Below are 26,000 nucleotides of genomic sequence, written 5' to 3'. Positions count from 1 at the left end.
TTGATTATCTTATCATTTTCAAGATGTCTTGTCAACAACTTTTTATGATTTTTCTTGCTCATCTAGTACATATTCTCTAGACAAGCAAATTAAAACAGCTCATGGCTGAACTGTATTAGTATTGTATCCTATTGCACCATAAATTGCAAGGGGATTTTTAATTATTTTTTGTAGGCGTTCTGTAGTAGTCAAACATGTATGATACAGACCCCTCAAAGTATATCAACTACGCGCCTATATATTCATCGGATGATGTATATCTAATATTTTATGTACTATATTAATACATCTACTTGTATAATGATAATATATTTTTACATGCATTAGGAAAATATATTTCTTCAGTCATGATACATATCGTAAGAAGGTCCTCCTTAACATAGTGATTTAGTCACATTTCATTATTATAGAGGACCTTCTTATTTTTATGTATCACTCATATCCTATAATCTTGCCGTTAACTAATACTACAAGATAACCAATAGCATTCTCTATCCATTTACAAATATCATTCCATATTAAAAATAAATCCTTGTTGCTTAGCTTGTTTTAATACTTCTTTTCTCTTCATATTAACTTGTTGACTGTGCTTAACAATTTGCGCCGTAAATTTTCCTACAGAGTGATTACTGTCACGCAAATCATAGTACTCTTCCATTTCCTCATCATACTCTTCCAATGCCTCGATATAACTTTCAACCACATCGTATGTATCATCAAATACATTCATATCACGTGGCATACGTGGTTTTAACTGAGGATGTTGATCGGCCACACCTATCCCTAATCCTAACACAGGGAATGTATATTTAGGCATATGTAACAATTCAATTAATTGTGGTGCATCATTTAATATACTTCCCAAAAATACTGTTCCAAATCCTCCAAGTTCTGCAGCGACTGCCACATTTTGTGCGGCCAAGGTCGCATCTATCCAACCTTGTAAGAACCGATCTGCATCACATAAATTATCTATACTTTCACCCTGTTCTTCTGCGATTTTAACATTTCGATAACAGTCAACTAAAAAAATAAATAGTTCTGGCAATCGGCCTACATATTCTTGCTGACAAATCTGGGCTATCTGTTTTTTTACTTCTGGATCAACGATACGAATCATGCTAAATGACTGCATCCCCAAACTAGTGGCCGTGCGTTTCGCCACATCAATTAAAATACTTAAATGTGCTGGTGACATTCTACTAGGCTTAAATTCTCTAATTGTTTTATGATTTAACAGTACATCAATCGGTGTCATATGCCTCTCCTTTGTAAACATCATAATACCCCTATAACAATTACTACCTATAATACCTATAGTGAAAGCTATCTAATTTGACCTAATTTAACAAAATCAAAACTCTATCTTATAGTCGCATCATTTCTCCATGAATGCTATACGTCTGCTATCCTATGTATATTGCTAAAACACCTTACAAAAATGAACGTCATAAATAAAATTTTTTATTCTGGTACCGTACCCACATGAACAGCTACAATACCTCCAGCTAATTCATAATACGTAGGATTTACAAATCCTACTTCCTTCCAATATTCCAAAATTTCTTTTTGATGTGGATAGCGACGCAATGATTCCGGCAACCATGCATAAGATGAATTATCTTTACTCAAACGTCCCAGCAATGGCAATATTTTTTCAAAGTACAAATAATATAATTGCTTAAATCCTATCATTGTTGGTTTTGCCAGTTCAAGAGTTACCACTTTACCGCCTGGCTTAACTACACGTTTCATTTCCCGCAATACCTGTTTAACATCTGGCACGTTCCGCATAGCGAATCCACTCATGGCTGCATCAAATAGATTATCTTCATAGGGCAACATCATCGCATCACCTTGCACACAATGAACTTGAGCATCAAGTCCATGACTATGAACGCGCTTTCTCCCTTCTTCCAACATATTTTTATTAAAGTCCAGTGCTTCCACCGTTAGTGTTGGTTCTTGTCGTAACGCTTCAACAGTAAATACACAGGTTCCACACGCTACATCTAGTATAGTATTGTGTGGTTTGACTTCCATTTTCTGTACAGCAAATTTGCGCCAAAAATAATCTTGTCCAAAACTTAGTACTGTATTCATTAAGTCATAATGTCTAGCTATATTAGAAAATACGCCTTGCACAAACAACTCTTTGTCTTCATGACTTTTAAACTCTTTATCACTCATCGATAACTCCTACGCTATATTCTCACTACGAAAGTAATACTTTCCTTTATTATTGTTATTAACTATATAATACTGCATAATGATTTTATTATACCTCATTTACGCCGTATACAAAACTCTATCTACTAATTAAACAGTAATAAAACCATCATCTGTTTTCTTTCTATCCTTATTTATATTCAATAAATTAAATATAAATAAATTACAATTATCCCTTGCCATTATACACTTGTTCGTATTATAATGACATATGTCTATTATGAGTAGAATTTTATATAAGGGAGACGTAGTATGAATAGTTTCATCAAAACAATCAACAAAATTAGTTTAATCAAACAAATCTTAGTAGGGTTAATAATTGGTATACTTGTAGCAATAGTTTTTCCGATCTTTGCTAAGGAGTTATCATTATTAGGTATTATATTTGTAGGTGCTCTAAAAGGGATTGCTCCTGTATTAGTATTCTTCTTGATTATTGCTGCTATTAGTAAACATCGCGCTGGTCAAAAAACTGGTATGGGTTCTATTGTTATATTATATGTAATAGCTACCTTTCTTGCAGCCGCTACAGCTGTTATTGCAAGTTTTCTCTTTCCTACTACCTTGCATTTAGTATCTAGCGCTACTGATGCTGCTCCTCCAGAAGGCATTGGAGAAGTTATTAAAACATTGCTAAAAAATATCGTTGATAATCCAATACATGCTCTTCAATCAGATAACTACATAGGCATCTTGGGATGGGGCTTAATCATTGGTGCCGCTCTTCGTCAATCATCGTTAGCCACTAAAGAAGTTATGGAAAATCTTTCTACAGCCATTACCAAGGTAGTAGGTTGGGTCATTCGTTTTGCACCTCTTGGTATCATGGGATTAGTAGCTGATTCTATCGCTACTAATGGTATCGAAGCGCTCATTAGTTATGCACAATTGCTCATCATCTTATTGGGAACCATGCTTTTTGTTGCCTTAGTGATTAATCCAATTATGGTCTTCGCAAAATTAAAACGTAATCCTTATCCATTAGTTTTTAAATGCTTACGAGAATCTGGAATCACTGCCTTTTTCACACGTAGTTCTGCAGCGAACATTCCCGTAAATATGGATTTGGCAAAACGATTGAAAATTAATCCTGACACCTATTCCATTTCTATTCCTCTAGGAGCTACTATCAATATGGGTGGCGCTGCTATCACAATTACTATTATGACCTTAGCTGCAGCTAATACATTGCATATTCAAGTCGACATATTAACTGCTATTTTATTAAGTGTCATCGCTACTGTCGGTGCTTGTGGGGCTTCTGGTGTTGCTGGTGGTTCTCTATTATTAATCCCATTAGCATGTAGTTTATTTGGTATTTCCAATGATATTTCTATGCAAGTTGTTGGTGTTGGTTTTATCATCGGTGTATTGCAAGACTCTACAGAAACAGCTCTCAATTCTTCTACAGATATCTTATTTACTGCTACTGCGGATTATGCAAAGCGTGGATATCCAGATACATTGGATTAATAGTATACGGTATAAAACTATCGCCTTACTTATGGTATATAAACTAGTTATCTACAACAACCGATTTACACTACTAACATTATTTCTGTAATAAAAATATCCTATTGCAATGACAGACGTACTTAGTCATAGTTCACTGATTGAGTATAATCATATCCATTCCTATTATTTTCCCTTTCATATAAAGAATCGAGGAAAGTTGATCCTTTTAATTTGCTTTCCTCGATTGTATGAATACTCTATTGTGTTACGCTACCATATTTATAAAAAAAAGAGATCCTCATCGATCTCTTTTTTTATTCTAACTATGTAATCCTGTATACATCATTTCATAAAATTATACACTCATATATCTACTACTTTATAATTTATTCTTCTCCATTAGCATAATAATGATGAGCATGAATATCTACCTTATAATCAGAATTAATGGTATGAATGCAAGTAACAAAAAATTGTATAATCTGTTCTTTATGTTTCCATTCTTTAAAAGTAAGCATTAAATCAAAACTAATTACTTTTCCATCATTTTGTTCAATAATACGCAAATCATGTATATCAAAATCTTGATTATAGGCTTTCACAATATTATGAATTTTATTAAACCAACGAATGGTTTCTTTATCACGATTAAGTGGATCCATATGCGTCGTTAATACAATGCCCATTTCATTGCGAATATCTCGTTCAATTCTATCAACCAATGTATGCGCATCTATCATATCCATAGCTGCATTTAGTTCAACATGAATACTTGCAAATTCTTTGCCTGGACCATAATCATGAATCATCAATCCATGCGTGCCTAATACTCCATCATAGGATGTGATAAACTTAATAATAGCATCTACTCTTTCTTTAGAAGGCTCATTGCCCAGTATACAATTAGTTGCTTCTTTTAATACACGAAATCCTGCGAACCCAATTAAACAAGCTACTAATACGCCCAAGTAACCATCAACAGAAACATCAAATAAATAACCAACTAATAAACCAATTGCTATGGAGGCTGTAGCAGCTACGTCAGATAAACTTTCTGTTCCATTGGCAATCAATATAGGGGAATTAATTTTGTTGCCGATTGATTTTAAGAATGCACTAAGCCATACTTTAAGCACCATTGCCACAATCATAACTATAAATGCTACTATAGAAAATTCCACAGGCGTTGGGTGTAAAATTCTATTTATAGACTCTTGTAATAATTGAATGGCTACAACGAACAAGATAATAGAGAAAACGATAGAAAATAAATATTCTGCACGGCCATGTCCATAAGGATGACCTTCATCAGGTCGTATATTAGAAAACTTAAAGCTCAATAGAGAAATTAACGAACCACCTGCATCAGCCACATTATGAACCGCATCGCTAATCATAGCGATGGATCCAATCAAAAGTCCTACGATTAATTCGCCAATACAAATCAATAAATTAACAATAACACCTACAATGCCCGATAAGCGACCATAATTATATCTAACTTCTTGATCTTCCACATTTGTGTGATCTTTTATAAATGTATGAATTAAGAATCGTTCCATTTTGTCTCCTTTACTATAAATACCTCTTACTACTATATCATATATGCACTATAGTTTTTGCTAGACATATTACTTATATCTACTAACCAATAGCACTACGTAACTATTACTATTTCTTTCATTACATATAGTATACAGCACATTCTCATTGATAATCAATGAGAATGTGCTGTATACTATTGCCAATTTAGCATAGGTTTTATAATCTATATCTATATATATAAATATAATTATGTTATAATGAATACATATTACTAAGAATTACTATCATTACCTATAGAAAGGATATACTTATGAAACAATACGATCTAATCGTCATTGGCACAGGTGGCGCGTTAATAGTGGCTGATGCAGCTATAAAAAAAGGATTACACGTAGCCATTATTGAAAAAGGAAAATGGGGTGGCACTTGTTTAACTAGAGGATGTATTCCTACAAAAGTCATGGTTACAGTAGCCAATGCTATCCGTGAAATTGAAGATTATAAAAAAATTGGCGTCCATACTTCCACGCCATCTATCGATTGGGATTTAATGTCCCAACGGGTATGGCAAAAAATTGATGAAAGCAAAGGTATTCTTTCCTATTACAAGCAATTTGACCATGTAGATGTCTATGAAGGAGCTGCTACATTTATAGAAGATAAAGTACTGCAAGTTTCCATGAATGATGGTTCTCAATCAGATAAAATGACCAGTGCACATATTGTAATTGGCACTGGTGGTCATTCTAAAATCAATCCAATTCCAGGACTCGCTGAAGCTGGTTATCTTTCCAGTGAAAGTTTATTTGGCCATAAATATCCGAAAAAGCCTTTCAAGCACTTAATTATCATGGGTGGTGGCCCTATTGGAACAGAATTTGGTCACGTTTTTTCTGCTGCAGGTACAGAAGTCCACTTGATACAACATAATAAGCGTTTATTGCCAAAAGAAGATAGCGAAATTTCTGAGCAAATTTATAAGGATTTAACGCGTAGTGGTCTTCATATATATCTTAACCAAGAACCTGAAAATGTACGAGTAGAAAATGGTCAAAAAATTGTTACGATTCGCGATAGAGCCACTAATGAGATACAAGAAATTGCAGGCGATGAAATTCTGATGGCCTCTGGTATTAAACCATCTACCGAGGAATTGCATTTGGAAAATACATCGATTAAAACAAAACGTGGTGGCTGGATCATGACAAATGAGTTTTTAGAAACCTCTGTAGATGGTGTCTATGCCATGGGTGATGTGAATGGAGAAGCTCCATTCAGACATAAAGCAAACTATGAAGCTGATATTATAGCTCATAATCTATATCGCGCTACTAAGCCTGAAGAAATGCGTTGGGCTAGGTATGATTTAGTGCCAGCTGTCACCTTCACATATCCAGAAGTAGGCCATATCGGTATGACCGAAGAAGAAGCTACGAAAGCAGGGTATCATGTTGGTGTTGGTAAAAATTACTATTCTAGTTCTGCTAAAGGGTTTGCCTTAGGCTTTAACCCTGGTGACGAGGATGACGGTTTTATTAAAATTGTTGTTGACAAAGATACGAATTATATCTTAGGTGTTCACGTTATTGGGCCTCAAGCGTCTATTTTATTTCAACCCTATGTAAATCTATTAAATAGTGGCGATACGCCATTAGCTATCATTAATGAAGAAATAGCCTCTTCCAATACGCGCACACTACGAAAAAAAGGATTAGTTAGAAAAATGGATCCGCACTCTGTCATTACAGTAGGTGAAACTATGTCTCCTCATCCATCATTAATCGAAGTAGCCATGTGGACGCAAGTCTATTATGAACACCGTTGGTAATTTTTATTTACAATAACCTATCAGTATCTATACAATAGAATGACAAAATAGAATCACCTTACTTAGTTATAATTTTCTATTTCATGATAACTAAATAAGGTGATTTTTATTGTTTTTATAGTAATGTTTCTTCCTCTAGAAATAAATCTACCATCGCCTGTATTCTACTTTTTCCTATACTAGCGCAGTTAGCATTCATGAGTAAAGGTCTCATTGTTTGTACTATAGTTATTATCACGCATCTATCCATAAGACAACTCTACTACATTAATTTAATTTTGATATATTATAATTATCTCCAATTACAATAATAATATCTGTCTTTTTCAATATTTCTTTTGGATTCGGCGGCGCCATAATATCATTGCCTCGTTTGATTGCTATTACATTAATATTATACTGATCACGTAACTGCAATTCGACTAGACTTTTACCTATCATAAACTTAGGAATCACCATTTCCACGATAGCAATCGTATTAGACAATTCAAAGTAATCTAATATATGTTCTCTTGTCAACATATGTGCCACACGCGTTGCCATATCAAATTCTGGATAAATAACTTCATCTACCCCAATTTTCCTTAATAATTTACCTTCCGTACTAGAAGTTGCTTTCGCTACTAAATATGAAATATTTTGTTCTTTCAACACTAATGCAGCGAGCAACTTAGCCTGTGTATCTGCACCAATAGATAATACAACCACATCAAATTCTTCTAAATGTAAAGCTCTAATAGCATCTTCATCATTAAAGTCTGCAATGATGCCTTGTGTTATATAGGGAACCATTTTTTGAACAATGGTTTTATCTTTATCAATGCCTAACACTTCATGTCCCAAAGCAACAACTGTTTTTGCCAAGGTACTCCCAAATCTTCCTAACCCAACGATAGCAATACTTTTTCGTTTCATACTAGGTCTCCTACAATACGATATGTCCTTCTGGATAAGCTATAGGATCTTGTGCCTTTCTACGCAAAGCAAATGTACCAATTAAGGTGAGCACCCCAATCCTACCGGTAAACATAATAATGATTAATACCCATTTACTACATGCATCCAAATAGGGTGTAATCCCCATCGATAAACCAACTGTACTAAAGGCAGATTGTACTTCAAATAATAATGATAAGAAGGGGTACGGTTCTTGCCATGCCAATATACAGGTTCCCAACAAAATGCAAAGGGTAGAAAAAAATACAATACCACAAGCACGATAGATAGTATCATTAGCAATCGACGATTTGCCTAACACTACATCCGTACGTCGATTAAATATATGTGTTGATACAGCCCAAATAATGGCTATTGTACTAATTTTAACACCACCACCAGTTGAATTAGGCCCGGCTCCAATAAACATTAGTATAATCGTTACAAATGCCGTAATAGGATGAACAGCGCTATAATCAATAGTAGCGAGTCCAGCTGTACGAGGCGTAACAGCTTGAAATAATGCCGCTTGCCATCTATCAAGATAGGCCAGTTGACCCAATGTTTCCCCATTCGACCATTCTAGCATGGCAATGAACACCGTACCTAGAACAACTAAAACGACTTGTCCATATAGCATAATTCTCGTATGCAATTCTAAATGACGAATTCCCTTATATCCATTATGGCCTATATCATACAAGGCCATATACCCAAATCCGCCAATACTAATCAAAGTGCAAGTAATCAGTGTGAAAGCCCAATCACTAATCATGTTATAAGGTAATGCATTATCAAAAAATACAAATCCTGCATTACAAAACGTGGAAATTGATTGTAATGTACCATAATAGAAGCTGCTACTTCCTAAGTAAGGGTATAATTGCCATATATACCCAATAGCACCTATCATTTCTACCACTACTGTTAAAGTAACAATACGTTTAACAAGTAAAACAATAGAATTGCGAGTATCTCCAGTATCTGCTTGTATTAAGAGGCGGTTTTCTAATCCAATCCGCTTTCTTAATACTAGCAGAATAACAGTAGATAATACCATCGTACCCATGCCACCAATTTGGATTAATACAATCATAATTAGTTGGCCTACTAGGGACCAATGTGTATACGTATCCACCACTGTGAGTCCCGTAACAGATACACAGGAGGTAGCCGTAAATAAAGCATCTATAATTGATGTCATTCTATGATCTGCTGACGATATAGGTAACATTAATAATATAGTACCTACAATAATAACGCCAATAAAGCTAATAGCCAGCCAGCGATAAGGATTAATAGCAGCTATAGCATGTAAACTTCTAGGCGTTAGGTGTTCTTTTTCTAACATAATAGATTCACCACGATATTACTAAAATGGACTATAATGAGCCGACTCATTACATGTGACGATACTCACCATAGTCCCTTATATGACGCGTATAAAAACTAATACTAATCCTTATTAATTGGTTCTCCCTTGCTCTGTGAAAGAATAGAGCCTGTAGTCGCATCGACCACTACATCTATTTTCATTCCATTATGGTGTACTGTGACTGTATAGGTAACCTTTCCTTTTTCAGCTTCTACTTCCCAACCCTTGGCAATGGCACCCTCTCCTACACTAGATACAGCGTTAGCTTCTGCCGCATGAGGAGCAATCACATTAGCTGGATTAAAAAATTTTTCCACTAAATTCTTTTCTCGACCTGATACTTCTTGTTTTTTAATAGCCCCAGTAATAACATCAATAGAAATTTTATACGTATTTTTCAACGTATATCCTTCTACTTGATACACAAATTGACCTTTATCTGCTCGTAAAGAAATAGAATGTACTGCCGAATCAGGATAGGTCGTTAAAAAAATAGTTGCTGCTTCTGACATTGATAATAACATGGACTGACCTGGCTTACGATTCAATGTTTGTGCCGCCATATCAGCATTACTAGTTGCCGCTAGTGCATTCATCGGTATAACACTAACAAAAAGACCTAACACAACTGCGCCTGTCACCATAGATGATACAAATTTTTTATTCATCATATAACAACCTCCTAATAGCAATTATCATATATTAAAGAAAGTATAACAAAATCATATGATATATACAATATATCATGTAGTATAAGTATCATACCATTTTATTCAATATTCGTATGTAGTCGGCGATTTACATCTTCTCGTAACAGCTTATAAATCGTGGCTGTTAACGGTACACTCAATAACATTCCCACTATACCAAACAACGCACCACCAATAGTGACGGAAGCAAACACCCATAATCCTGGTAAGCCTACCGATCCTCCTACGATGCGAGGATAAATGAAATTACCTTCTACTTGTTGCATTACCACTAATATAATTAAATATACCAACGCTTCCATGGGACTGACTGTCAATACCATCAAGAGGCCCATAATACCACCTACATAAGCGCCTACCATGGGTACAAGTGCCGTTAAGCCAATTACACAACCGATGGTAGATGCATAGGATACTTGAAAAATAGCCAGTGCCACACCTACTAATGTACCTAATATAACAGCATCTAGAAACTGACCAACAAAAAACTTACTAAATGTATCTGATCCAACGGATACAATGTGACTCATCTTTCCAACCATCGTATCTGGCAAATATGCTCTAAACAACTTGCTAAATTGATAGGTAAGTCGCTCTTTATCTAGCAAGATATAAATAGCAAAAATGAGACCAATGACGAAATTAATAAACCATGTTACTGCTGACCCCATAGTAGATACAATATACCTACCGCCTTGTGTTCCCCATGTACGAACTTGTTCTATCATACTTTCTGTAGAAATTGAATCTGCTACAGTAATATTATTTCCTACTTGAATCACACTAATATGCGTCGTTACCCATCGCATAGTGTCTGTATACAAAACTGGTAGTGAATTAACAATAATCCCTAATGAATGTATTAATTGTGGAATCGCCATCCGTCCAATAAAAGAAATAACTACTATGATGGTAACTAACGACAGAATAATAGACACTAATCTTTCCAAATTAGTGTATCCTTTACTAGGGAATATTCGTCTCCATAATCGTTCAAATTGTTGTACTAAAATATCTAAAACAAATGCCAAAATAGCGCCAATTATAAATGGTACAAGTGCTTCAATTAAGGCGGAAATAATCGCCAATACATCATTAAATCGTATGGCAATAATTCCCATAATACCGGCTAATACAACGGCTATAATAATTCCTTTATAAGGTGTTAACCATTTCATCGACTATGCTCCACTTCTATGATTATCGTCTTCCCGTAATCATATAATCAATGCTATAGCGGCCAGGGCCTCCAATAAAAATCATTAAAAATCCAACACCAACTTCAACAGGATATATCCAGTGAAGAAAACCTGTATCATATTGCACCCATATAGCCATAGCTAATACAATACACACCATCAACGACCCAAGCCTAGAAAACAAGCCAATCCCGACTAAAATACCGCCTATTATTTCACATAGAGCCGCTACTATACCAAACTCATAATACCAACTATGAATACCTAATAAACTAACAGCACTACCTACAGAAGCAATCACATCATTGCTGGACTGTAACTTAGCAAGGCCATGCATAAAAATTGCTAAGCCTATCACAATACGATATATAAAAAGTCCTAAATCTTGGTGCCTAAATAGCCCTCTGAACAATAAGGACATAGTAAATCCTCCTTGCCTATATGCAAATAATGCACATTGCAGACAATGACAACCGCAATGTGCTATCGTATAGGAATCATATATTTCTATTGACTACTATACTACTTACTATTAACTATAATACTACCTGCCAATCATTGTTTTCTAAAATCATGGCCATACAACTAGTACGGACGATGTGACATATTTGTAGATGTAGGCTGAGATGCATCTATGTTCATATCAACCATACGTGTAGCCCATTGAAATTCATCTTTATCAAATTGAGCTTGTGGTGTTGCCCCTACTATGGCACTCCAAAAAGCAGCCACTACAAATGCTATAATATATTTTTTCATATTCTTTAATTGTATCCTCGCTACATTACTAAATCTACCTATAATTATATATTTCACTATATAAAATCCTACAGTATTTCTTATTCATTATACATAAAATCACAAGATTTTTCAATTTTCATTTCTAATCAGTCATCACTTGTTTCTCTCTACATAATCCCTTATACTGAAAGTATATTTATAAGTATATAAAAAGCTATTCATCAATAAATATATATAACTACTATGATAAGTATCTACGATTAGAAAGGAGTTCCGATAGTCATATAACTATCGTACTATACCATGATGAAATCAATTATTCTCGCTTGCCCTACACTTCGTTATGAATTAACTGCGGCCCTTACGTCACAGCATACTACTATTCCGATTCAATATATACCACAACATTTACATGAGACGCCCGATGCATTACAACGTCATTTACAACAATGCGTTCATCGATTATCTAATGAATACGATCGTATCATCATCTGTGTATCCTCCTGTGGTGGCGGTACGGCAGGACTTATGTCTAATTCTAGTGAGTTAATCATCCCACGCACACGTGATTGTATTGATATTCTATTATCCAATGAAGATTCGCTAACAACTCTACAACGTCCTATTGATGGTGTTATTTTTACTAAAGGTTGGGTCGATTTTAATACAAATTCCCCTCACTCTCTAAGTAATTTGACCAACACTAAAGGGAAAGAGTATGCTGAAAATTACATACGTAATCTATATGATGGATTTAATCATTTTTATTTTGTCGACACTGGATTAGGTCATTTACCATATATCATCGAAAAAATGACGCCTCTAGTAGACTGTCTATATGGCACATCAGATATCATACATGGCAACTATGGGATTTTAAAAAAAATAGCCCATGAACAATTTGATGAAGACTTTATCAAATTATCAGCGCACATGACAGTGGATACTAGTCAATTTCTAAGTTGGTGCTAGTTATGTACATGCATCATCTATAGTAGACTCACATATATCATACAAGCTGAATATGTAATAAACAAGTAGCTAATTCGCCACAGCATATATAAAAAGGAACTGTGCGCCCCTATTAGCTACTTATTCATCTTCATGCAGTATAATAGTAATCGACACTATAATTCGTATACTAATCTAGTACATAGAAAATCATATATAAATTATCATTCTAATGGGAGCAATCATGGGAATTTATTTTACTGATGAAGTCCAAATTGCCTATGAAAAGGTATTCTATTCTTGGGAGCCACTAATCATTCAGGAAGGACAATCAAAATTACAAATATATGCTGATCAAGGAAATGGTGATGCAGCCGCCTTACTCAGTCGCACCTATGCAGGATCTGAGTTTTTTTGGCCTGGTGCCTCTATAAAAGAAAATGATGCACTAACAGCACATTATTTACAACAAAGCATTAAACAATCAAGTGCCATTGGATTACTACAGGGTTTACGCACTGCTGGAGCCATTTTACCCTCTCTCAATCGGCAACTACCTATTACCAAAGAAGAGGCCTTTAATCGCGTATTATCCGCCGCAATACAAGGTGATGCCTATTGTCAATATGTAATCGGTAATGTCTACTATTGGGGGGACTATACCACAATTGGACCTAGTGCGATTAACCGTTTGCATGCTCACGCTAATTGGATGAGCAAATTAAAAAAACTATTCATATCCACTAGAACATACTACCAAAAACTAGCAACTATAGAAGCCGCCTATTGGTTAGATTTGTCATTAACGAATGGGTTTTCTATGTTTCCTGATAACTTAAGAAATCTCTACTTACGCCAAAAGAAATATGATTTAGCTAGATCTGTTATGACTCGTGCCGCCTCTTGTGGTAATCCTAATGCCATGTACTGGTGTGGTATTTATGCGGAAAAAGATGATAATGACATAGAAAAAGCACTCTACTGGTACGAACAAGCTGCACAGTATCATGACATAGACGGATTAGAAGAAGCGGGTGATATGTATTTCAAGGATAAAGGCATTCCTCTCAATGGACCTAAAGCAGTTACCTACTATGAAGAAGCCGCTTCTCTAGGAAACCCCTATTGCATGATTCAATGTGTGTATGCCTATTTCTTTGGACTTCATGGCATTACCGCCGATTACGGTCGCTCAGCTTATTGGGCATTGCGAGCCCTCGGTTCTAGTCATGAAAGTTATCTCTATCCTTTTTTAAGTTACATGTATCTGCATGGTTTGGGCGTAACCCAAGATCGTGCGGCAGCTCTATACTATCTACAAAAAGGACTACAAGAATTTAAACGTCGTGCCAAAGAAAACAACTTTCAATACGTTCCGCTCATGCAGGAAATTTTATTTTGTGCACTCGGTTACGCTCATGAACATGGGTATTTCACGAAAACACCAGACTTTGAAAAAGCTGTATTAGCCTATCAACAAGCTAATTGCCGAGAAGGAGAAGAACGATTAAAGAGTTTTTCCTACGCTAACGGCATATGGACACGTCATGATGAAAGTTCCCGTACTACTTGTTATCAATTTGATAACATCTATCCTCGGCAGCACTATACACTATACATAAGTAAACACGCATCAACCCCAGCACATCGCACATCACTACATTCTTGGGATATGCTAGTACAAGAATTATCCATGCATCATGAGTTACATCTTACGTACAACACGGTAAAATCCGTACCGCACATGTTTGTTGCTATTGCTTCTGTATCCGCTAAGGAAATTGATGCACAGCACATAGAAATAACCTTTTATGGCTCTCAAGAAATTAGTCGCGAAGATGGTTTGCTATTACAAAAAGAACCATCAAAAAAAGAAAACACCTATATTCCTATGGTTCCTATCAACGATGGTCAGCAATTCTTAGTTGACCAAAATGTATCGGCCGTAGTACCTAGATCAGAAGGCATGTCAATTATATCTAACCTATATAGTACAGGGGCCTTACCATCCATGCACGATTGGCATACACAGTACCGAACTCTCCCTATCCCTGTCGACTCCATTATATTAGAGGTCGACCAACAAACATTCATTTTAACAGATTTACCCAACGATCAAGAAGAAATTACAGCAGCCTTACTCACATTACAAGACGGTGGATGTAGTAAAGTAGCTTTGCATTTGGAAAGCTTTAAAACGGGAGCTTTTTGTATGTACCGAAGCAAACATCATGCAACCTCGTATAGAGTCCAACTATTTATGCCTAATCAGGGAAGCCCCATCGTGTGTGAAACAGAAATACACAACATCATTTCACTTAACTATTGGTTAAGTGCATTTTTACTCAATGGATCCTACCCAGATACAAGTTCTTGGCGCAAAAAGCGATTAAAACTAAAAAAATCCTAGCCTATTCAAATATAGTATGAAGGAGTTATACAGATGAATACAAAAGATATACAGTATATAGAGTCATTAATACGAACGATTTCTAATTTCCCCAGTCCCAACATTCTATTCCGTGATATTACCACCGTCTTAAAGGATGCTCGTGGCTTTCATATAATAATTGATGATCTTCTGCAGCGCTATCAACATGCTAATATTGATTATGTACTCGGTGCTGAAGCTCGTGGTTTTATAGTAGGGGCCCCTTTAGCCTATGCCTTAGATGCAGGATTTGTTCCAGCTAGAAAGCCAGGTAAATTACCTGGTGAAGTAATACAAGCCTCTTACGAATTAGAATATGGTCACAATACCATTGAAATCCATAAAGATGCATTCCCTCCTAATGCCAATGTGCTAATTATAGATGATTTATTAGCTACTGGTGGTACAGCTAATGCAATGACTTCTCTTGTAGAGCAACTAAATGCTCATATATATGAACTAGCCTTTACCATTGAACTCAGTGACTGTCATGGTCGCGAACATCTAAAACCCTATCCAGTATATACGCAATTAGTCTACTAGCGTTCACTACTATATACAATGATCTATCGAATAAACACTGACAAATAGGAATTAGAGCTTATACACACATTGCTAAAATGGTGCCATAGATATAACAAGCTAATAATACATACTAAAAAAGAGCTTCGCCAAGTCACTACACTTGACGAAGCTCTTTTCTATAAGTTCTATTTAGTTACCTTTGCATAATAGGTAGATCCTTTATCGGAACCATGCATCAAATTCATTAATTCTTCTGCTCGTTCTAATGTGATACCACAGTAATTTGCATATTCTACTAAAGGGTTTCCTCTAAGTGCCCTCTTATGTGCCATCACAGCCCGACGTTCTTCCTTAGACAGGCCTTCTACCTCTTTAAGATCTTGCATGCGACGGGCATTACGAAACGTCAAATATGCCTTTGTCCGCTCCGCTTCTTGCAATGTCATATTACCTTCCTGTACCAGTTCGTCTAAATAATACTGTGCCACCTGCGGCTTATGCGGTTCTGCTCCTCGCAAATAATATGGCATCGTAGCTGGTTCTGGCATCCGTGCCATCGTCGCACTACACGTACCAAGTAAAGATACCATAACTAACAATAACACTTTATAATACATACGATACTCCTATCTTAGAAGAAATAATAGAACCCATCGAACAGAATAAGTTTATATTTATTCTTCCAAAATGTCTTCAATCAAAAATCCATCTATATACAACTACTTATTTCATCGCCTCAATAATACTAGTTAATCGTCTAATAGTTTCTTCTGGCAATTCATTCTTCTTACCAATTTGATCAATAATATATTGTTGTCTAAATGTAAAAGAACGTTGTAAGCTTTTACGATATTCATCCGTAAACGTTACTTCAAAACCATCAACAGGTGCATATAAAAGGCCATCAATATCACCAAAAGGCTGAAATTCTAATATACCTTGTACAATAGATTCTAAAATGGATAAGGTTACGTCTTTTGGTACTTTTTTAGTGCCAAAAAATCCTGTATTAATAATATAGCAATCTACATGAGATTCATCGAATAAGGACTTATAACTTTCATAATCCCGTGCCAATGGATACGTGCGGAATGGATTTGCATACGGTTCAATCACTAATGCATTTTGATCTACATTAGCATCTAATTTTTCAGCCGTTGAACGACGCGTCGCTAGTGTTGCCCCCATAGTAGACGCTAAACAAGGGTCTGTTACTTTCATAATCGGTGGCAATGTTTCATCTTTCATCAACCATGCAATGGCATTCACAGGTTCTTGGAAAAAGTTAACTCGATTATCTGTCCAAAACATAGATTTAATCGCACGACCATTGTTATTACGCACATCTTCTGCTACCACCACTTTACGACCGTCTTCATCAATAGTAACGCCACAGTTTTGTAAGGTTAATAAAAATTGATTCGCTGGATGTATTACCGGATAATCCTGCATTTTATCAAAATAGGTCGGTTCCATAGCAATCGATGAGCCATCCTGAGTACTAATAATATACGCATCATCATGCAAAATAGAAATATCATAGCGCCCATCATGTTTTTCATGGGTCAATGTCGATTTCCCTGACCCTGAAAGTCCAAATACGCCTAGCGTGAATGTGCGATTAGGCAAGTTATAACGTTTCATACCTCCATGACATGCTACATATCCATAACGATTAGCAATGGACCAAGCTAATGTTAATGTTCCTTTTTTATGTTCCCCAAAATATCGCAGTCCCAACAACATGGCACAATTATGTGCTGGTTCAAATAAAGCAAGTCCCCCTGGATGATTTTCCACCACATAGTCAGGATCAGAATAGATATAAATATCTCCTTCTGGATAGGTATGACTATTTTTATAAAAGTCTAGCAATTCATCCTTAAAAATTTGAAAATTATTCACCCACGAGTACAAAATTGATGCATGATCCTTAGGAATCATCAAATGTGCTCGTACAGTAAATCGTTCATCTAACCCTACTAGAACTTCTGCTCGTAACCATTCCTTATGACGACTATCGTAAATAGCTTCTCGTGCTATATTACAAAAATATTCTTCATCTACCCCAACGTCACCAAAAATGCGTCGTGCTTTTGCATAGCGCCCTGTTGTCTTTCCATCATTAGTAACTAATACTTTTGCATCCTTTGGTAGTCCTTGCTCTTCTGGTCGATATACTGGCATATCTAATACAATCACGCCTGGTTCTTCCATGGCCAACCGATATGCCTCTGCAATCGAAGATACGGCTCTTACATTATTTCCATAAAATGCTGTTTCTACCGTACTGCGCAAGCGAGAAAATGATTCATTTTTTTTAATACTATTTTTATCCCAGTGCCTAATACTCGACATATTGTAAACTCCGTTTATAACTTATAGACTACTTATATAATACTATCCTAGCAAGTACATACTATTCTATATTATACTGGTTTTATGCATTTTGTATAGAATTAAAATATGACATCTATGCACAAACCTATAAAAAATTATAATATGTGCCTAGCTAAACTCGTAAATTATATATCATACCTATCGTTCATCTATGAAGTGTACAAATAACTTTCTATCGTAAGCAAACTATATCACGTACACCCACAAAGTAATCAAAATCATAACTCGTGACATAGCATAAGGTCACCACAAAAATAAATTATATCGTTTACTCCTAAAAATATTAGACCTACTAAATCATTACAACTATACCTAACAATCTATACATACAATGGTATCTAACTATATAGACTATGCAACAATCATTTTTTATGTTCTTGTGCCATATGTTCATATATATGAGCAATCAATTCCTCTACCTTCATAGATGCTTTTTTACTAATCATCTGCATCGTAGCCACTTTCGCCATAATATGCACCATAGGAGAATGTAACTTTTTAAATTTAGGATTCATAGACACTAAATAATCTACAATCGTAGGACACACTTTAATCACCTCCGCTAACGTTGTCTTTGGTGTGATTACAAAATCACTACAATTCACCCCACTCATATCCTTACGGGTTCCTGCAATTGGTATATCTGTATGATTTCTATTCTCTCTTTCCTCATTTGATGTCGTCTCTGTATCCCACGTAAGTAATGTTCTCGATCCTTCTAAGGAGCGAATATGCGTGCAATCTTGCATCATTTCTAATATACCTTTAAATCTCCCTAGCTCATCACGTACGGCCGTATAGAGAATATAAATGAAAGTATCCTCTTTTTGAATCCAAAATTCTGCATGATCTTGTTCTCCTCGTTTAAAGGCATTGATAATTTCTTCTACCACATGCACACTACTAGCAGGATGACAATTTCTGACTTCACGACCAATCACACTAGCACTACGAGGGAAAATACGATGTAACGTATCCGTATAAAATCTCATAATATCCTGTTCATCTACAAAAGAAAGATCAACTGGCATATGTTGAAAAATTAAATTGATTTGTTCTAAGGTCAATTTTCCCGTACGCACGTCTAACATTCTATCAGCACTATTTTCTTGTCCCATATGATATTTTTCTAATAATTCTGTTAATTCTTTTACAAACCCTGCTGATTGTGTAGGCCCCGCTTGTACAGATTGATCTACATCGCCATCATTCGTATTATATACAGGAGGTACCTCTAGTAAAGCAAAACCAATCTCATGATCACTACGGCTCATAGCAATCCATTCTTGTTCACTTAACAATTTCATAGCCGTCGGATATAATACTTCTTGTTCTTTATCATTTAAATCAATGATACTGTCTAGAACATCAGGCATACTCTTTAAAAATTCTTCTACTTTATCTTCTTGCAATAATCTAAAAGATCCATTGATACTATCACGCACCTCATTATCAAAACTCCACATAATGCGAGATGGTCGATCGAAATCATGGCGTTCCAATGCTGGATACAATTGATTCTGTTTTCGCGATAAATGAATTTTCCATTCCTTCAAAGAATCAAAAATGCCTAACCAAGGATTCTTGATAAATTTACCTTTCTTCAATAATTCTCTTGCTTCTTGAATGACTAACGCAAGCGCTTTAATTTCTTCCACATACACCCATAAAGGATGAAATTTAGGGTATACATTATCTGTCCGTACCAATACCCCGTCGAATAACGCCAATAAATCATCCATTCTATCTTTAATTTCTTCGTCCTTATAACTACCTTTTAAGCTTTGTTCTGCATATGCAAACTCATCTGGTGTACAAGTACCGAGTTGCTCACGTAACTGTCGATTTCCTTCTTCTAAGGTAATTTTACCTTCTAAAAAAGCTTCTTTTACACCGACTATACATTCATATCTCTCTTTATTAATCGCTAATGCTTCTGATAGTTTATGATACATAGATAACTCCTTTCAATATATACTGATTCATTAATACATATACTACATACTCTATGTACATTATTATATAAATATTGAAAGTAATTTTCAGTATCCGTAGCAACATTTTGAAATTAATTTTATGACTATAACTAAATACTACTGTACAACTTACATCCTATTCATTAGGCAAAAACTTTCCCACTAATACAAGACTAATGACTAATACAAAAATAGAAGCGGACCAAATTAATGTATCTAATGCAGTTTCATGAGAGACAATTAATAATCTAACGATGGCCGTAATGCCAATATATAAAAAATAATTAAGTGGAAAATGGTAATTATTCGTAAAATATTTTATAATAAGTGCCAAAAATTCGAAATACAAGAAAAACGTAATTAAACTTTCTATAAACAAAGAAAATCCTGTATGTTTAAAAACTCCGTCCCATGCTGTCATAGCTAGATGCATTACCGTATCTATAATGGCACCACAGAGAATAATGCCTACTACAAATAGTGCAATATTCATAACTAACAACAAACAACGAGCTACCAAAGAATATAAATTGCGCATAAAACCTCACCTGCTACGATACTAATACATGTAATAACAAGGAATATTATATCTATATATATCAATATGTGCAATATATTTTCTAGCAATGACTCCTAAGTAGTACTATAGCCCTCCGTAGATCTAATATTCATACGTATCAAACGATTTATTACTGACCTGTAAAATGAGCTTTTCGTTTTTCTATAAACGCCTGTACGCCTTCTTTAAAATCATCTGTCTGACTAGCTCTATGTTGTGATTCGATTTCCATTTCTAAATATGATGAAAAATCAGAAAATTCTGTTTTATATAACATGTGTTTCATTTCTCCATATGCGCCAGTTGGTCCCATAGCCATTTCCTTAGCAAATGCTAATGTTTCACTTTCTAACGCTTCTAAGGGTACCACTTTTTTTACTAACCCCAATGCAGCTGCTTCCGTGGCGGATACAACGCGACCAGACATAACTAAATCAGTTGCTCTCGCCGTTCCTATCGCTTTCGTTAACAAGTATAATGATCCTGTATCTGGCACTAACCCAATATTCACAAAAGCCTGAATGAATTTACAATTATCTGCACTAATACAATAATCACTTAATAAAGCAAGACTAAAACCAGCACCCGCAGCTGCGCCTTGCGTAGATGCAATAATTGGTTTTGGTAAGGTTTTCATAAGAACCGCTAATTTAGCCAATATTTTTAATAAGGGTCTAATGTCTACATGTCCATTTTGGATAGTCCTGTAAAAGTATCCTACATCACCACCTGCAGAAAAGGCTTTTCCTGCTCCAGCGATGATGATAGCCCGTATAGTAGTATCTTCTTTCGCTTGTAAAAAATTATCCACTAAGGCCGCTCCTACTTCCTCATTAATAGCATTAAACGCACTTTCATTATGAATCGTAATACGTGCTACAGAACCTATTTTTTCATACGATACAACAGAATCAGCCATGCTACTACCTCCCATTACATTTCAATAATTACCATAGCAACCTATCCTAGTTAAGAGTCAATGGACTATCTCATTGATAGCATTATATTAGAATAGTTTCTTATCTATATTGTACAAAGAATACGTCAATTCAGTAAAGGTTCCCTTTTGTTTCTACTCCATATATCTACAAGTAGTAACCATGCTTAATACATTGATACCAATAATCTAGATTACATTATATATAGAAATAGCAATGAGCCTCTCATCTTATATAGGTTAGGATACGATGATGATTCCCGTAGCGCACTACATGTAAACTACATAACACGCTAGTCATACTATGCCATGACGTTTTTACTGTCACTGATAGAGTTGCTTTTATATTCCCCATAGCATTACTTTCATCACTTGCCAAATTCGTCAAGTAGATATTTCTTTTATATTCTATATAACAGTACTTTTTAAAATCATAGTACATAATGATAGATGATTTTCTATAACAGGAAGCAATCAAAGGTATCTCTGTGCTACTTCTAACCATTTCGTATCCATACTATTGCCACTTACACTGCAATAACTTATCAATGTAGAATAAATAAAATTATCCTCTTGTAGTATATCTGCCACTACTACAAAAATTTTGCTATACTAACTATATAAGAAAGGATGATATCTATGAAAGAACAGATAGAAGTAAGAATTATGAATAATGGCAGTCAAATTCCAACAATTGGTTTTGGTGCCTATCAACTGGGAACCCCTGAAGATTGTGAAAAAACGATTTCCCAGGCCTTAGAGTCTGGGTTTCGATTAATCGATACAGCCGCTATGTATGGTAACGAAGTTTCCATTGGAAGAGCTATAAAGCGTAATCCCCTATCGCGTCACGATATTTTTGTTACTTCTAAAATATGGCATACCGATGCGGGGTATGATGCTACGATGAAAGCAGTAGAACGTAGTTTACATAATTTTGATTTTGATTATATCGATATGATGCTAATTCATCAACCTATCGGTGACTATTATGGTTCTTGGCGTGCCTTAGAAAATCTATATGATCAAGGCTGTATCCGTGCCATTGGTGTGTCTAATTTTTATGAGGAGCGATTAGTAGATCTATTGGCCCATTGTCATATTCCTCCGGCAGTCAATCAAGTAGAATGTCACTTATATAATCAGCGTGATTCTTTGCTAACGCTTATGAGAAACTATAATATTATTATGCAAGCTTGGTCGCCTTTTACACGCCATAAAATAAATGTATTTAATAATGCTGCTCTACAGGTATTATCCGAAAAACACGGTAAATCACCAGCACAAATCACGTTACGTTGGCTATTACAACGAGGTATCATTGCCTTACCAAAATCATCATCACCTGCACATATCCAAGAAAATTATGCTATTTTTGATTTTTCTCTATCTAAAATGGATATGGCACTCTTATCCTACCAAAATGAAGATTATTATCTAGAAAATCATCATACTGCTAATGGAATACAGCGATTATTAGAAAAACCTCTTCCCAATAATACATAACCGCCAAATACTATTTCATTTACTAAAAGGTAATAAACCATCATCATTGTCTAGAGTAGAGTCATTGTTTCTAGGTTATTCACTTTTACCCTGCGTAGCTACTAATGAATCGTTTAGTGCTATATTACAACAAAAAAACACGCTAATGCTCAAAACTCATTAGCGTGTTTTTTAGTACATAGTTCTATTGATTTTCTTGTGATTCCACAGATAACATGCGAAATTCTCCTGTAGCAGGATCCATCATGCCCCCATAAAAGTGTATATACGCTGGAAATAAAGGATGCTTTTTCAGTCTATCCACCGTAAATAATACATTATGTTCAGATACACAGAATTTATCCATCCAATCAATTAATCCTGTTTCAATCATACGAATTGCATCACGATTGATACCAGCAGCAACCATTTTCTGAATAAAACTTTGAGAGCTAAAATCAATCATGCCACATTCTTCATGACCAATGACTAAAACATCTTCTACTTCCATGCCATATACGGCAACTAGTAAACTTTGCACCACACTATCAAATGGATTAGTTACACTATTTCCCGCAGTTTTTATAACAATAATTTCACCACGCGTATATCCTAGTGCACGTTCTAACATATCCACTAAACGCGTATCCATACAAGTGACAATCGCCAACTTTTTCTTAGGATGACTCGTTAAATGTTCTCTCATATGAGGATCATTTTTTGAATCCTCTAAAAATTTACGATTTGCTGTAACTAATTCATCTATATTCAACATGTATATCCCTCCTATCTGATATACAATTATGCAGAGCTAAGACTTAATCTTGAAAAGTAACTTTTAGTGGGTCTCTATCCACTACATTTTTATAACGAAATTTAGGATAGCCTAACAAAATAGCACCTGCTACCATCTTGTCACTCGGTATCCCGACTAATTCTAAAACTGTATCATCTTCATAGATACAGGCATGTTCAAAAAAACCAGCCCAACATGAACCAATCCCAATCGTCGGTGCAAATAATTCTGCATAGGCTAGTGCAAAATGTCCACTGTCATGCGTTCGTTCTCTATCTCGTTTATCACCTATAGCGACAACTAGTGTCGGTGCATTACGTAAAATATGATCATTTCCTTTATCCACCTCTGCTTGTACACCTCGTACATAGAGCCGCATCATAGCATTAGTTTTAGCCATCTTATGCATCCATGCCAGTACAGCAGCCGAAATTTTTTTCAACACCTCTTTATTTCGTATAACAATATATGAAATACCTTGTGTATTTGTTGCAGTAGGTGCCATACGTGCTACATTTAATAATCTAATAATCAATTCGTCCGGCACAAATTTATCCTTGTAATTGCGAATGGAACGACGACTACGTAAAAATAACTCTGCCTGTTCAGGAGAAATCATTTGTTTCTGATCAATAGTAAACTGATTGATTCTAGGTGTTTTATCATAATCTAAGGCATTTGTTGGACATATAGCTACACAATGTCCACAGGAAATACACCCACCTTTTCCCTTTATCGGACCTTGTGGAGTAAACACCAATAAGCCTGTCGGGCATTCAGCTACACACAATCCACACTTCGTACAGACTTCTGTATTCACTGTAAAAATCATTTATATAATCCTCCATAAATATGCTATTTAATTATTATACCATATTTAATCATATCTGACGATTTCTTATACTACGTCAAAATTTCACCATATCTAATCGCATTACATTGGTTTTATTAAAAAAATCTTTTTCTTATAAAATATATATGACACACAACTATATACTATTTCTAGTATACTTTTTATCATAAACGATAAAAATCACCTTGCATCAAAATTGACGGCAAGGTGATTCCTTTAGTACGCTAGTTAAAAAATATGTATAGTAGGTTAGATAATAGAAATTCACTATTCCCATATTTAAAACATCATACTTAACTCTCTAACTAACTGTTATAGCAAACAGTCATCACACTATACTAGTGTTAGAAGATTATATAGATGATATCATATACTTATTAATCTGTAAATATATATTAGCAAAAATAATTAAAATTTCATTAATCTATATTACATTTCCTAATTATAAATATATTATAATTAGGTATTATATGATTCAACATCACATCTTCCTGTAAAAAATCTATCTCAATAAAATATATTATAATACTACTACGGCTACATAGTATAATTTTTTCAAAATAAAATTAGGTACTGATGATATGATTCGCTATACTTCAAAACATATTACAATCATCTATTATTAATAACGATTACGCACTAAACCTAGACCCATTCTATCATGAAACCGCACTATAAATGAGTACTTCCACTGTTATTATCTTCTCTAGCAATGATTACATAAAAGCCCCACTATATAAAGCATATCAAAACCTAAAAAATACTCATTATTATGTTTATTCTTAACAAGCTATCAATGATACGTTATGACTATACTAAAACAATTACCATAGAATGTATAGTTTTAATACCATAGTAATACTATAATTGAAATGATGACAACATATACTAAGCATACCGTATCCCATATTGAGCAACTGTTAAAATAGAGTGATACAATAACAAATCATTTCTCTACTAACATAGCAAAAAACTCATTATTTTTTCTTAACAGAGCGCACTAATCTAAAATAAAAATCATAACCACCCGTAGAACGGGTGGTTTGCTCTGACCCTATAAGGGTCTTTC

Annotated in this window: 22 protein-coding genes; 6 read left to right on the top strand and 16 right to left on the bottom strand. The window is 35.0% G+C overall.

What is annotated here, in order from left to right:
* Positions 1-508 precede the first annotated feature (508 nt).
* Together P6940_RS07900 and P6940_RS07895 are read right to left on the bottom strand one after the other, a co-directional pair.
* Positions 509-1,258, bottom strand: a complete 750-nt coding sequence (locus tag P6940_RS07900) for a nitroreductase family protein (RefSeq protein WP_277293712.1) — start codon at positions 1,256-1,258, stop codon at positions 509-511.
* Between the two features lie 206 nt (positions 1,259-1,464).
* On the bottom strand, positions 1,465-2,190 hold the full coding sequence (locus P6940_RS07895) for a class I SAM-dependent methyltransferase (RefSeq protein WP_028257848.1): 726 nt from the start codon (positions 2,188-2,190) through the stop codon (positions 1,465-1,467).
* Between the two features lie 291 nt (positions 2,191-2,481).
* Between P6940_RS07895 and sstT the strand changes: the two genes are divergently transcribed.
* Complete coding sequence (gene sstT, locus P6940_RS07890; protein ID WP_277293711.1) at positions 2,482-3,702, top strand: serine/threonine transporter SstT; 1,221 nt, start codon at positions 2,482-2,484, stop codon at positions 3,700-3,702.
* A gap of 368 nt (positions 3,703-4,070) precedes the next feature.
* Here sstT and P6940_RS07885 read toward each other — a convergent pair whose 3' ends face one another.
* Positions 4,071-5,246 (bottom strand): cation diffusion facilitator family transporter, encoded by a 1,176-nt coding sequence (locus tag P6940_RS07885; protein ID WP_277293710.1) that lies wholly within the window; start codon positions 5,244-5,246, stop codon positions 4,071-4,073.
* 293 nt (positions 5,247-5,539) lie between these two features.
* On the opposite strand from P6940_RS07885, the gene P6940_RS07880 reads away from it, so the two are divergent.
* Complete coding sequence (locus P6940_RS07880) at positions 5,540-7,057, top strand: dihydrolipoyl dehydrogenase family protein (protein ID WP_277293709.1); 1,518 nt, start codon at positions 5,540-5,542, stop codon at positions 7,055-7,057.
* A gap of 267 nt (positions 7,058-7,324) precedes the next feature.
* Here P6940_RS07880 and P6940_RS07875 read toward each other — a convergent pair whose 3' ends face one another.
* The 6 genes from P6940_RS07875 to P6940_RS07850 all read right to left on the bottom strand — a co-directional run bounded on the left by P6940_RS07875 (position 7,325) and on the right by P6940_RS07850 (position 12,036).
* Positions 7,325-7,972: a potassium channel family protein gene (locus P6940_RS07875; protein ID WP_038153265.1), complete on the bottom strand. Its 648-nt coding sequence runs from the start codon at positions 7,970-7,972 to the stop codon at positions 7,325-7,327.
* Between the two features lie 10 nt (positions 7,973-7,982).
* Positions 7,983-9,344, bottom strand: coding sequence for a TrkH family potassium uptake protein (locus tag P6940_RS07870; RefSeq protein WP_038153262.1), 1,362 nt, complete (start codon positions 9,342-9,344; stop codon positions 7,983-7,985).
* Positions 9,345-9,448: 104 nt separating this feature from the next.
* Complete coding sequence (locus tag P6940_RS07865) at positions 9,449-10,039, bottom strand: PepSY domain-containing protein (RefSeq protein ID WP_277293708.1); 591 nt, start codon at positions 10,037-10,039, stop codon at positions 9,449-9,451.
* A gap of 98 nt (positions 10,040-10,137) precedes the next feature.
* On the bottom strand, positions 10,138-11,256 hold the full coding sequence (locus P6940_RS07860) for an AI-2E family transporter (protein WP_038153259.1): 1,119 nt from the start codon (positions 11,254-11,256) through the stop codon (positions 10,138-10,140).
* Positions 11,257-11,278: 22 nt separating this feature from the next.
* Positions 11,279-11,698, bottom strand: coding sequence for a DoxX family protein (locus P6940_RS07855; protein ID WP_028257854.1), 420 nt, complete (start codon positions 11,696-11,698; stop codon positions 11,279-11,281).
* Positions 11,699-11,862: 164 nt separating this feature from the next.
* Entirely contained in the window at positions 11,863-12,036 is a 174-nt protein-coding gene (locus P6940_RS07850; protein ID WP_156004908.1) for a hypothetical protein, read from the bottom strand.
* Positions 12,037-12,321: 285 nt separating this feature from the next.
* On the opposite strand from P6940_RS07850, the gene P6940_RS07845 reads away from it, so the two are divergent.
* The 3 genes from P6940_RS07845 to P6940_RS07835 all read left to right on the top strand — a co-directional run bounded on the left by P6940_RS07845 (position 12,322) and on the right by P6940_RS07835 (position 15,943).
* The gene (locus P6940_RS07845) at positions 12,322-12,990 is read left to right on the top strand and encodes a DUF1638 domain-containing protein (RefSeq protein ID WP_277293707.1); all 669 of its coding nucleotides are present in this window, start codon (positions 12,322-12,324) and stop codon (positions 12,988-12,990) included.
* Positions 12,991-13,213: 223 nt separating this feature from the next.
* Positions 13,214-15,379 (top strand): tetratricopeptide repeat protein, encoded by a 2,166-nt coding sequence (locus P6940_RS07840; RefSeq protein WP_277293706.1) that lies wholly within the window; start codon positions 13,214-13,216, stop codon positions 15,377-15,379.
* 33 nt (positions 15,380-15,412) lie between these two features.
* Positions 15,413-15,943 carry an adenine phosphoribosyltransferase gene (locus P6940_RS07835; RefSeq protein WP_277293705.1) on the top strand — a complete coding sequence of 177 codons (531 nt, stop codon included), beginning with the start codon at positions 15,413-15,415 and terminating at the stop codon, positions 15,941-15,943.
* A 167-nt stretch (positions 15,944-16,110) separates the two neighbouring features.
* Here the strand turns inward: P6940_RS07835 and P6940_RS07830 are convergent, their stop codons facing one another.
* From P6940_RS07830 to P6940_RS07810, 5 genes are all read right to left on the bottom strand, one after another.
* Entirely contained in the window at positions 16,111-16,542 is a 432-nt protein-coding gene (locus tag P6940_RS07830) for a somatostatin (RefSeq protein WP_277293704.1), read from the bottom strand.
* 106 nt (positions 16,543-16,648) lie between these two features.
* Positions 16,649-18,283, bottom strand: coding sequence for a phosphoenolpyruvate carboxykinase (ATP) (locus P6940_RS07825; RefSeq protein WP_277293703.1), 1,635 nt, complete (start codon positions 18,281-18,283; stop codon positions 16,649-16,651).
* Positions 18,284-18,687: 404 nt separating this feature from the next.
* The gene (locus tag P6940_RS07820; protein WP_277293702.1) at positions 18,688-20,280 is read right to left on the bottom strand and encodes a PAS domain-containing protein; all 1,593 of its coding nucleotides are present in this window, start codon (positions 20,278-20,280) and stop codon (positions 18,688-18,690) included.
* Between the two features lie 157 nt (positions 20,281-20,437).
* Positions 20,438-20,839 (bottom strand): phosphate-starvation-inducible protein PsiE, encoded by a 402-nt coding sequence (locus P6940_RS07815; protein WP_038153242.1) that lies wholly within the window; start codon positions 20,837-20,839, stop codon positions 20,438-20,440.
* 151 nt (positions 20,840-20,990) lie between these two features.
* A complete protein-coding gene (locus tag P6940_RS07810) occupies positions 20,991-21,779 on the bottom strand; it encodes an enoyl-CoA hydratase/isomerase family protein (protein ID WP_277293701.1) in 789 nt (262 codons plus the stop codon).
* 657 nt (positions 21,780-22,436) lie between these two features.
* Between P6940_RS07810 and P6940_RS07805 the strand changes: the two genes are divergently transcribed.
* Entirely contained in the window at positions 22,437-23,303 is an 867-nt protein-coding gene (locus P6940_RS07805) for an aldo/keto reductase (RefSeq protein WP_277293700.1), read from the top strand.
* A gap of 184 nt (positions 23,304-23,487) precedes the next feature.
* Here the strand turns inward: P6940_RS07805 and P6940_RS07800 are convergent, their stop codons facing one another.
* The gene (locus tag P6940_RS07800) at positions 23,488-24,057 is read right to left on the bottom strand and encodes a beta-class carbonic anhydrase (protein ID WP_028257870.1); all 570 of its coding nucleotides are present in this window, start codon (positions 24,055-24,057) and stop codon (positions 23,488-23,490) included.
* A 43-nt stretch (positions 24,058-24,100) separates the two neighbouring features.
* Complete coding sequence (locus P6940_RS07795) at positions 24,101-24,910, bottom strand: nitroreductase family protein (protein WP_028257871.1); 810 nt, start codon at positions 24,908-24,910, stop codon at positions 24,101-24,103.
* Between the last annotated feature and the right edge of the window lie 1,090 nt (positions 24,911-26,000).

Origin of the sequence: Veillonella montpellierensis (genome assembly GCF_947090115.1) — a bacterium.
Taxonomy (GTDB): Bacteria; Bacillota; Negativicutes; order Veillonellales; family Veillonellaceae; genus Veillonella; species Veillonella montpellierensis.
This window is presented reverse-complemented; position numbering and strand designations above follow the sequence as displayed.

What these genes read in the sequence shown, in the direction of transcription:
- P6940_RS07855 (WP_028257854.1), bottom strand. Translation starts at nt 11,698, where the DNA reads ATGTCCTTATTGTTCAGAGGGCTATTTAGGCACCAAGATTTAGGACTT.
- P6940_RS07865 (WP_277293708.1), bottom strand. Translation starts at nt 10,039, where the DNA reads ATGATGAATAAAAAATTTGTATCATCTATGGTGACAGGCGCAGTTGTG.
- P6940_RS07840 (WP_277293706.1), top strand. Translation starts at nt 13,214, where the DNA reads ATGGGAATTTATTTTACTGATGAAGTCCAAATTGCCTATGAAAAGGTA.
- P6940_RS07800 (WP_028257870.1), bottom strand. Translation starts at nt 24,057, where the DNA reads ATGTTGAATATAGATGAATTAGTTACAGCAAATCGTAAATTTTTAGAG.
- P6940_RS07900 (WP_277293712.1), bottom strand. Translation starts at nt 1,258, where the DNA reads ATGACACCGATTGATGTACTGTTAAATCATAAAACAATTAGAGAATTT.
- P6940_RS07870 (WP_038153262.1), bottom strand. Translation starts at nt 9,344, where the DNA reads ATGTTAGAAAAAGAACACCTAACGCCTAGAAGTTTACATGCTATAGCT.
- P6940_RS07810 (WP_277293701.1), bottom strand. Translation starts at nt 21,779, where the DNA reads ATGGCTGATTCTGTTGTATCGTATGAAAAAATAGGTTCTGTAGCACGT.
- sstT (WP_277293711.1), top strand. Translation starts at nt 2,482, where the DNA reads ATGAATAGTTTCATCAAAACAATCAACAAAATTAGTTTAATCAAACAA.
- P6940_RS07830 (WP_277293704.1), bottom strand. Translation starts at nt 16,542, where the DNA reads ATGTATTATAAAGTGTTATTGTTAGTTATGGTATCTTTACTTGGTACG.
- P6940_RS07845 (WP_277293707.1), top strand. Translation starts at nt 12,322, where the DNA reads ATGATGAAATCAATTATTCTCGCTTGCCCTACACTTCGTTATGAATTA.
- P6940_RS07850 (WP_156004908.1), bottom strand. Translation starts at nt 12,036, where the DNA reads ATGAAAAAATATATTATAGCATTTGTAGTGGCTGCTTTTTGGAGTGCC.
- P6940_RS07815 (WP_038153242.1), bottom strand. Translation starts at nt 20,839, where the DNA reads ATGCGCAATTTATATTCTTTGGTAGCTCGTTGTTTGTTGTTAGTTATG.
- P6940_RS07860 (WP_038153259.1), bottom strand. Translation starts at nt 11,256, where the DNA reads ATGAAATGGTTAACACCTTATAAAGGAATTATTATAGCCGTTGTATTA.
- P6940_RS07820 (WP_277293702.1), bottom strand. Translation starts at nt 20,280, where the DNA reads ATGTATCATAAACTATCAGAAGCATTAGCGATTAATAAAGAGAGATAT.
- P6940_RS07875 (WP_038153265.1), bottom strand. Translation starts at nt 7,972, where the DNA reads ATGAAACGAAAAAGTATTGCTATCGTTGGGTTAGGAAGATTTGGGAGT.
- P6940_RS07795 (WP_028257871.1), bottom strand. Translation starts at nt 24,910, where the DNA reads ATGATTTTTACAGTGAATACAGAAGTCTGTACGAAGTGTGGATTGTGT.
- P6940_RS07835 (WP_277293705.1), top strand. Translation starts at nt 15,413, where the DNA reads ATGAATACAAAAGATATACAGTATATAGAGTCATTAATACGAACGATT.
- P6940_RS07825 (WP_277293703.1), bottom strand. Translation starts at nt 18,283, where the DNA reads ATGTCGAGTATTAGGCACTGGGATAAAAATAGTATTAAAAAAAATGAA.
- P6940_RS07880 (WP_277293709.1), top strand. Translation starts at nt 5,540, where the DNA reads ATGAAACAATACGATCTAATCGTCATTGGCACAGGTGGCGCGTTAATA.
- P6940_RS07885 (WP_277293710.1), bottom strand. Translation starts at nt 5,246, where the DNA reads ATGGAACGATTCTTAATTCATACATTTATAAAAGATCACACAAATGTG.
- P6940_RS07805 (WP_277293700.1), top strand. Translation starts at nt 22,437, where the DNA reads ATGAAAGAACAGATAGAAGTAAGAATTATGAATAATGGCAGTCAAATT.
- P6940_RS07895 (WP_028257848.1), bottom strand. Translation starts at nt 2,190, where the DNA reads ATGAGTGATAAAGAGTTTAAAAGTCATGAAGACAAAGAGTTGTTTGTG.